Consider the following 627-nt stretch of genomic DNA (forward strand, 5'->3'; position numbering starts at 1 on the left):
GGCGCAGGCCGGGCAGGAGGCGAAGACCACCGCGCGGTCCACGAAGGCGCGCAGGTGGGCCTGCATCGACTCGCGGTCCTTGCTGAGGTAGACCCGCTGGACCTTGGTGACCAGGCCCTCGTACGTGATGTTGTTGGAGCCGATCCTGAGCTTGGTGCTGGGCTTGTGGAGGAAGTCCTCCCACTCGGTCTCGGTGAAGTCCCGCAGCTTGGTGTCCGGGTCGTAGAGCCCGGAACCCGCCATGACCTGCCAGTACCAGGAGTCCACGGCGAACCCGGGAACCGTGATCGCGCCCTCGTTCAGCGACTTGTCGCGGTCCACGAGCTGCTCGACGTCGATCTTCGAGACCTCGCCGACGCCCTCGCACTCGGGGCACATGCCCTCCGCCACGTTGAAGCTGAACGCGCTGGAGGTGCCGATGTGCGGGGTGCCCAGGCGGCTGAAGATGATGCGCAGCATCGTGTACGCGTCGGTCGCGGTGCCCACCGTGGAGCGGGAGTTGGCGCCCATCCGCTCCTGGTCCACGACGATCGCCGCGCTCAGGTTGTGCAGCGCGTCCACGTCGGGGCGGCCCAGGCTCGGCATGAAGGACTGGACGAACGCCGTGTACGTCTCGTTGATCAGCCG

General features: G+C 67.5%; 1 pseudogene. It reads right to left on the minus strand.

Features of this window, described 5'->3' with window-relative positions:
• A pseudogene (locus tag KUM32_RS40225) lies at positions 1-627 on the minus strand (excinuclease ABC subunit UvrA); the annotation flags it as partial.

This window comes from Streptomyces sp. AC627_RSS907 (assembly GCF_019049165.1).